Annotated in this window: 7 protein-coding genes and 1 pseudogene; 6 read left to right on the top strand and 2 right to left on the bottom strand. The window is 67.0% G+C overall.

Annotation, left to right across the window (positions count from 1 at the left end; all coding sequences use genetic code 11):
• Positions 1–180, top strand: a pseudogene (locus J2X34_RS28265) (3-hydroxyacyl-CoA dehydrogenase); the annotation flags it as partial.
• Between the two features lie 86 nt (positions 181–266).
• Here J2X34_RS28265 and J2X34_RS28260 read toward each other — a convergent pair.
• Positions 267–1,307: an LLM class F420-dependent oxidoreductase gene (locus J2X34_RS28260; protein WP_174908194.1), complete on the bottom strand. Its 1,041-nt coding sequence runs from the start codon at positions 1,305–1,307 to the stop codon at positions 267–269.
• Positions 1,308–1,413: 106 nt separating this feature from the next.
• Here J2X34_RS28260 and J2X34_RS28255 point away from each other — a divergent pair, with 106 nt between their 5' ends.
• Genes J2X34_RS28255 through J2X34_RS28235 form a run of 5 tightly spaced genes read left to right on the top strand, consistent with a single transcriptional unit; the run spans position 1,414 to position 5,954 of the window.
• Positions 1,414–2,370, top strand: coding sequence for a Zn-ribbon domain-containing OB-fold protein (locus J2X34_RS28255; protein ID WP_429520342.1), 957 nt, complete (start codon positions 1,414–1,416; stop codon positions 2,368–2,370).
• A 14-nt stretch (positions 2,371–2,384) separates the two neighbouring features.
• A complete protein-coding gene (locus tag J2X34_RS28250; RefSeq protein WP_429520341.1) occupies positions 2,385–3,449 on the top strand; it encodes a thiolase domain-containing protein in 1,065 nt (354 codons plus the stop codon).
• Between the two features lies 1 nt (position 3,450).
• Positions 3,451–4,626 carry a thiolase domain-containing protein gene (locus tag J2X34_RS28245; protein WP_429520340.1) on the top strand — a complete coding sequence of 392 codons (1,176 nt, stop codon included), beginning with the start codon at positions 3,451–3,453 and terminating at the stop codon, positions 4,624–4,626.
• A 12-nt stretch (positions 4,627–4,638) separates the two neighbouring features.
• A complete protein-coding gene (locus tag J2X34_RS28240; protein ID WP_114724604.1) occupies positions 4,639–5,502 on the top strand; it encodes a TIGR03619 family F420-dependent LLM class oxidoreductase in 864 nt (287 codons plus the stop codon).
• 14 nt (positions 5,503–5,516) lie between these two features.
• The gene (locus tag J2X34_RS28235; protein WP_114724603.1) at positions 5,517–5,954 is read left to right on the top strand and encodes a nuclear transport factor 2 family protein; all 438 of its coding nucleotides are present in this window, start codon (positions 5,517–5,519) and stop codon (positions 5,952–5,954) included.
• A gap of 242 nt (positions 5,955–6,196) precedes the next feature.
• Here J2X34_RS28235 and J2X34_RS28230 read toward each other — a convergent pair whose 3' ends face one another.
• Positions 6,197–7,450, bottom strand: a complete 1,254-nt coding sequence (locus J2X34_RS28230; RefSeq protein ID WP_114724602.1) for a cytochrome P450 — start codon at positions 7,448–7,450, stop codon at positions 6,197–6,199.
• Positions 7,451–7,720: the final 270 nt, after the last annotated feature.

Genomic DNA, 7,720 nt, shown 5'->3' with positions numbered 1-7,720 from the left:
CCGCTGCTCGGCTCGCTGCCCGAGGCCGCACAGGCCTCCCTCGGCCAGCAGGTGCCCCACCCCTCGCGCCTGGGCGACCCCGCCGAGTACGGCTCACTCGCCGCACACATCGTCTCCAACCCGATGCTCAACGGCGAGGTCATCCGCCTCGACGGCGCCATCCGCATGGCCCCGCGCTGATCCCGCGCTGATCCCGGAAGCGTAGAAACGGCGCGGGCCGTGAAGGAAATCCCTTCACGGCCCGCGCCGTTCGCGTTCCGGATCTGTCAGGCGGTGCCGACCGCGGCAGCCAACTCACGCATGTGCGAGGTGCTGCGGCAGGTCACCAGCAGCATCGTCACACCCGCGTCCTCCCACTGCTTGACCTGCGTGCGCACCTCGTCGATGTTGCCGATGATCATTGTGTCCGTGACCATCTCGTCGGGCACGATCGAGGCGGCCTCCTCCTTGCGGCCCGACAGGAACAGCTTGCCGATCTCCTTGACCTCCTCGCCGTAGCCCATCCGGGTGTAGACCTGCGCGTGGAAGTTCAGTTCGGGTGCGCCCATCCCGCCGACGTACAGAGCGGTGATCGGCTTGAGCTTCGCGATCTCGGCGGCGCGGTCGTCGGTGACGACCACCTGGCAGGTCGCGGCGACCTCGAAATCCTCACGGCTGCGCCGGGCACCGGGCCGCGCGAATCCCTCGTCGAGCCACTCGTTGTACATCGGCGCCAGTCGCGGCGTGTAGTAGATCGCGAGCCAACCGTCGGCGATCTCGGCGGTCATCGCGACGTTCTTGGGCCCCTCGGCACCGAGCCAGATCGGCAGGTCCGCGCGCAGCGGGTGGGTGATGGGCTTGAGCGGCTTGCCCAGCCCCATCGAGCCGGCGCCGGCGTACGGCAACGGATAGTGCGGCCCGTCGTTGCGTACCGCGGCCTCACGCGCGAGGACCTGACGCACGATCGAGACGTACTCCCGGGTGCGTGCGAGCGGCTTCTTGAACGGCTGGCCGTACCAGCCCTCGACGACCTGCGGGCCCGAGACGCCCAGTCCGAGGATCGCGCGGCCCCCGGACAGGTGGTCGAGCGTCAGTGCGTGCATCGCGCAGTTGGTCGGCGTCCGCGCCGACATCTGCGCGACCGAGGTTCCGAGCCGGATGCGCTCCGTGCTCGAGCCCCACCAGGCGAGCGGCGTGAAGGCGTCGTTACCCCACGATTCGGCGGAGAACACGGCGTCGAATCCCGACGCGTCGGCCTCGTTCACGAGTTCCTGCGCGTTGGCCGGCGGTTGCGCACCCCAGTATCCGAGTTGTAACCCGAGCTTCATTGCCTGCCTCCGTGTTTTCCCATATCCGCAGTGACTCTTGCCACAGTAATAAGAACCTGTTCTACTCGAATCCGTGACCCAAGGAAAGACAGCGAGCAAGAGCGGAGTGGCCGAGCAGCCACTGAGAGCACCACTTAATCTGAAATTCGACTACACCCGATCGGTGGGCCCGACCATCGGTGCCTTCGTGACAGCGCTTCGAGACCGAAAGGTCATCGGCGCCCGCGGATCCGACGGCCGCGTGCACGTGCCGCCGCCGGAGTTCGACCCGGTGACCCACGATCCGATGACCGATTTCGTCGACGTCGCCGACACCGGCAGCGTCGTGAGCTGGTCGTGGATGGCCGAGCCCATCGAGGGTCAGCCCCTGACGCACCCGTTCGCGTGGGCCCTGGTGAAGCTCGACGGCGCGGACACCTCGATCCTGCACGCCGTCGACGCCGGCTCCCCCGACGCGATGAGCACCGGCATGCGGGTGCGGGTGCGTTGGGCCGACGAGCGCAGCGGACGCATCCATGACATCGCGTGCTTCGAACCCGGCGAGAGCGACTCCGACTCCGCCGCAACCGGTTCCGGCGGCGAGCCGGTCACGATGATCACCACCCCGATCGACCTGCACTACACGCACACCGCGTCGCTCGAGGAGACCTACTACCTGCGCGGCCTGATGGAGGGCAAGATCATCGGCGGCCGCACCGACGCGAACGGCAAGGTGTACGTCCCGCCGCGCGGTGCCAACCCGACCGACGGCGCCCCCACCAAGGAACAGGTCGAGGTGTCCGACAAGGGCACCATCACCACGTTCTGCATCGTCAACGTGCCGTTCCTGGGCCAGCAGATCAAGCCGCCGTACGTCGCGGCCTACGTGCTGCTCGACGGCGCCGACATCCCGTTCCTGCACCTGATCCTCGACGTCGACGCGTCCGAGGTCCGGATGGGCATGCGCGTCGAGGCCGTGTGGCGGCCGAAGGAGGAGTGGGAGTACTCGCTCAAGAACATCTCCCACTTCCGCCCCAGCGGTGAGCCGGACGCGGAATACGACACCTACAAGCACCACCTCTAGGAGCCTCGAGAACCATGACAGACATTGCAGTCGTCGGCTTCGCACAGGCCCCCCATGTGCGCGAGACCACCGGCACCACCAACGGTGTCGAGATGCTGGTCCCCTGCTTCCAGGAGATGTACTCCGAGCTCGGAATCACCAAGTCCGACATCGACTTCTGGTGCTCCGGCTCGTCCGACTACCTGGCCGGCCGCTCCTTCTCGTTCATCTCCGCGATCGACTCGATCGGCGCCGTGCCGCCGATCAACGAGTCGCACGTCGAGATGGATGCCGCGTGGGCGCTCTACGAGGCCTGGGTCAAACTGATGACCGGTGAGGTCGAGACCGCCCTCGTGTACGGCTTCGGCAAGTCGTCCGCCGGCAACCTCCGACAGATCCTGTCCATGCAGATGGACCCGTACCTCGTGACCCCGCTGTGGCCGGACTCGGTCTCGGTCGCGGGCCTGCAGGCCCGTCTGGGCCTCGACGCCGGCAAGTGGACCGCCGAGGACATGGCCCGGGTCGCGCAGCGCAACCGCGCGTCGGCCATGAGCAACCCCAACGCGCAGATCTCCGGTGACGTCGACATCGAGACGCTGCTGGCGTCCGAGTACGTCGCCGACCCGCTGCGCACGCACGACTGCGCGCCGATCACCGACGGTGCGGCCGCGATCATCCTGGCCCGCGGCGACCGTGCCCGCGAGCTGCGCGAGCGGCCGGCCTGGATCACCGGGATCGAGCACCGCATCGACTCCCCCAGCCTCGGATCGCGCGACCTGACGACGTCCCCGTCCACCGCCGCCGCGGCCCGTGCCGCGACCGGCGGCGACGTCTCGAACCTCGACATCGCCGAGCTGCACGCCCCGTTCACGCACCAGGAGATCATCCTGCGCGAGGCGATCGGCCTGACCGACGCCACCACCGTCAACCCGTCGGGCGGCCCGCTCACCGGCAACCCGATGTTCGCCGGCGGTCTCGAGCGCATCGGCTACGCGGCCCGACAGATCTTCAGCGGTGACGCGCAGCGCGTCCTCGCCCACGCCACCAGTGGCCCTGTGCTGCAGCAGAACCTGGTCGCCGTCATGGAAGGACGCAACTGATATGGCCAAGCAACTCGCCGCGGTCCTCGGCACCGGTCAGACCTACTACGTCGCCAAGCGTCACGACGTCACGATGGCCGCCATGACCCGTGAGGCGGTCGACCGCGCGATGGCCGACGCCCACGTCGGCTGGGACGACATCGACGCGATCGTCATCGGCAAGGCCCCCGACCTGTTCGAGGGTTCGATGATGCCGGAACTCGCGATGTCGGATGCGTTGGGCGCCAACGGTAAGCCGCTGCTGCGCGTGCACACCGCCGGATCGGTCGGTGCGTCGACGGGTAACGTCGCGGCCAGCCTGGTGCAGGCCGGCGTGCACAAGCGGGTGCTCGCGGTGTCGTGGGAGAAGCAGTCCGAGTCCAATGCGATGTGGGCGCTGTCCACCCCGGTGCCGTTCACGATGCCGGTCGGCGCGGGCGCGGGCGGCTTCTTCGCACCGCACGTGCGCTCGTACATCCGCCGCTCGGGCGCCCCCGACCACATCGGTGCGATGGTCGCCGTCAAGGACCGCCGCAACGGCGCGTTGAACCCGTACGCGCACCTCAAGCAGCCCGACATCACCATCGAGTCGGTGCAGGCGTCCCAGATGCTGTGGGACCCCATCCGGTACGACGAGACCTGCCCCTCGTCGGACGGCGCCTGCGCCATCGTCATCGGCAATGAAGACACCGCGGAAGCTGTCCTGGCGGAAGGCCGCAAGGTGGCGTGGATCCACGCGACCGCGATGCGCACCGAGCCGCTGGCGTACGCCGGCCGCAACGTCGCCAACCCGCAGGCCGGCCGCGACGCCGCGGCCGCACTGTGGAAGGCCGCGGGCATCACCGACCCGCTCACCGAGATCGACGCGGCCGAGATCTACGTACCGTTCTCGTGGTTCGAGCCGATGTGGCTCGAGAATCTCGGGTTCGTGCCGGAGGGCCAGGGCTGGAAGTTCACCGAGGCCGGCGAGACCGCGCTCGGCGGCCAGCTGCCCGTCAACGCGTCGGGCGGAGTCCTCTCGTCCAATCCGATCGGCGCGTCCGGCATGATCCGCTACGCCGAGTCCGCGATGCAGGTCATGGAGCGCGCCGGTGACCACCAGGTCGACGGCGCACGCAAGGCCTTCGGCCACGCCTACGGTGGCGGCTCGCAGTACTTCGCGATGTGGGTGGTCAGTTCCGACCGTCCGACCAACTAGAAGGGTAACGCCATGAAGTTCACCGTCGGCATCGCAATGAGCCCGCTCGACCAGCTCACCGCGCTCGCCCAGACCGCCGAGGAGTGCGGGTTCTCGAACATCGCGCTGCCCGACTCACTGTTCTTCATGGAGACGGCGGCAGCGGACTACCCCTACACTCCCGACGGTTCCCGGATGTGGAACGAGGAGACACCGTGGGTAGATCCACTGATCGCCGCCGCCGCCATGGGCGCGGTCACGAGCACGATCGGCTTCTACACGAACGTGCTCAAACTCGGCTCCCGCAATCCCCTGCTGCTCGCGCGGCAGGTCGGTTCGGTCGCGAACCTCACCGGCAACCGGTTCGGCTTCGGTGTCGGAATCGGCTGGGCGCCGGAGGAGTTCGAGTGGTGCGGCGCTCCCTACAAGAAGCGCGGCGCCCGCGTCGACGAGATGATCGAGATCATCAAGATGGTGCTGGCCGGTGGCATGGTCGAGTACCACGGTGAGTTCTTCGACTTCGGCCGCCTGCAGATCAGCCCGGCACCGAGCAAGCCGGTGCCGTTCTACGTGGGTGGCCACACCGATGTCGCGCTGCGCCGCGCCGCGCGCATCGGTGACGGCTGGACGTCGGCGATGATGAAGTTCGACGATCTGGTGGCAACGATGGCCCGTCTGAAGGAGCTCCGTGCCGAATACGGCCGGGCCGAGGAGCCTTTCGAGATCCAGGCGGTGTGCATCGACCGATTCGGCAAGGACGGCTACGCCCAGATGGCCGACGCCGGCATCACCGACAACATCGTCGTCCCGTGGATCTTCGACGGCCTCGGCTTCGACGCACCGCTCGAGGCCAAGCAGGACTCGCTGCGCAAGTTCGCCGATCAGTACATCAAGTAGGGAGGGAGCAGCACGTGAGCACACAGGCCGGTACCGAATCGTCCACCGCCGAGCATCCCGCACGGATCGCGGCACGCGCGTCGCAGTCCGCCGCGAGCGGCAAGCGCAAGGAAGAGTGGCTGGATCTGTTCGCCGAGGACGGCTGGGTCGAGGATCCGGTCGGTCCGTCGGGGTTCGATCCGGAGGGCAAGGGTCATCATGGGCGCGAGGCGATCTCGAAGTTCTACGACATGACCATCGCCAACACCGACTCGCTCGAGTTCATCGTCAAGGACTCGTTGGTGTGCGGTGACGAGAACGTCAACATCGGCTTCATCCGCTCGGTGATCGCCGGCAACCAGGTGGACGCCGAGGGAGTCTTCATCTACCGCGTGAACGCGGCGGGCAAGCTGCAGTCGCTGCGGGCCTTCTGGGAGGTCGACCGGGCCATGAAGACGTTGAAGAAGGTCTGATTCACCGAAACGACGACAGTTCCCGAAAAGCGATGGGGCGGTTACCGGATCCGGTAACCGCCCCATTCTCGTGTGCGCGCTGCCGTGTACCCACCACCGGGACCGGCACACCCGCCCCACCCACAAAACCCTCCTACACACAAAGCAGTAGCGTCAGCGAGGGATGAGGGATCTCGCTGACGCTACTGCGTCCGTGTGGCCCGACTTGGTGTTCCGCTCGAGCCGGAGGGAGAGATTCGAACCTAGTGGGAGACCGGGCAACCCGAGGTCTTGTAGTCGACCTGGTACTCCTTGATGCCGTTGAGCCAGCCGGACCGCAGGCGGCGGGTGTCGCCGGCCTCGGTGATGTCCGGGAGGACGTCGGCGATCGCGTTGAAGATCAACTCGATCTCCATGCGAGCGAGGTTGGCACCCAGGCAGTAGTGGGCACCGGTGCCACCGAACGACAGGTGCGGGTTCGGGTCACGCGTGATGTCGAACGTGTGCGGGTTCTCGAACACGTCCTCGTCGAAGTTGGCCGAGACGTAGCTCATCACCACGCGCTGACCCTTCTTGATCGCGACGCCGCCGATCTCGGTGTCCGCGAGCGCGGTGCGCTGGAACGACGCGACCGGGGTGGCCCAGCGGATGATCTCGTCGGCCATGGTCTTCGGACGTTCCTTCTTGAACAGCTCCCACTGGTCGGGGTTGTCCATGAAGGCCTTCATGCCGTGCGTGGTCGCGTTGCGGGTGGTCTCGTTACCGGCCACCGCGAGCACGATCACGAAGAAGCCGAACTCCTCCGGGCTGAGCACGTCGCCGTCGACGTCCGCCTCGATGAGCGTGGTGACGATGTCGGTGCCCGGGTTCTCCTTGCGGGCCTCGGCCATCTGGTACGCGTACCCGAGGATCTCCATCGACGCGGCCGCCGGATCGACGTCGGCGAACTCGGGATCGTCGTACGAGGTCATCTGGTTGGACCACTCGAAGACCTTGCCGCGGTCCTCCTGCGGCACACCGATGAGTTCGGCGATGGCCTGCAGCGGCAGCTCCGCCGCGACCTGGGTGACGAAGTCGCCACTACCCTCCGCAGCGGCGGCCTTGACGATGGCCTCGGCGCGGGACTTCAGTTCGGCCTTGAGCCCGTTGATCGCGCGGGGCGTGAAGCCGCGGGCGACGAGCTTGCGCAGCTTGGTGTGCTCCGGCGCGTCCTTGTTCAGCAGGACGAACCGCTGCAGCTCGATGGCCTCACGCTGCATGTCGTCCGCGAACCGCGGAATCGCGGTGTTCTCCCACGTGGAGAACACGTCGCTGCGCTGCGAGACGTCCCGGATGTCCTCGTGCCGGGTGACCAGCCAGTAGCCACCGTCGTTGAAGCCACCGACGCCGTCCGGCTGGTCGACCCAGTAGACCGGCTGAGTCTTGCGGACCTCGGCAAGCTCCTCGACGGGGATACGGTGTGCGTAGATGTCAGGATCCGTAAAGTCGAACCCTGCGGGAATATTGGGCTGCGCCACTGCTGTCTCCTGCCCTCGCGGTCAGCCCGCGAAGTGATGTGTAACACGTTCTACATGCATTGAATCACAGAGCGCCGATCAGGGAAAGACTAGGCAAATATCTGCCGCAGGACCCCTTGCCCTGTCGGGAGAACCTGTTCTACTTTTCGAAGAAGAGAGTGAAAGGAGCCCGCCGTGGGCACACCAGTAATCGTCGAGGCAGTTCGCACACCGATCGGGAAGCGCGGTGGCTGGTTGTCGGGCCTGCACGCGGCCGAGATCCTCGGTGCC

Origin of the sequence: Rhodococcus sp. BE178 (assembly GCF_050433545.1) — a bacterium.
GTDB lineage: Bacteria > Actinomycetota > Actinomycetes > Mycobacteriales > Mycobacteriaceae > Prescottella.
Note: the sequence above shows the minus strand (reverse complement) of the source record. Positions and strands in the feature narration are given on the sequence as shown.

Excerpts from the sequence above, each read along its gene's own strand:
- J2X34_RS28260 (WP_174908194.1), bottom strand. The coding sequence starts at position 1,307 with ATGAAGCTCGGGTTACAACTCGGATACTGGGGTGCGCAACCGCCGGCC.
- J2X34_RS28250 (WP_429520341.1), top strand. The coding sequence starts at position 2,385 with ATGACAGACATTGCAGTCGTCGGCTTCGCACAGGCCCCCCATGTGCGC.
- J2X34_RS28245 (WP_429520340.1), top strand. The coding sequence starts at position 3,451 with ATGGCCAAGCAACTCGCCGCGGTCCTCGGCACCGGTCAGACCTACTAC.
- J2X34_RS28240 (WP_114724604.1), top strand. The coding sequence starts at position 4,639 with ATGAAGTTCACCGTCGGCATCGCAATGAGCCCGCTCGACCAGCTCACC.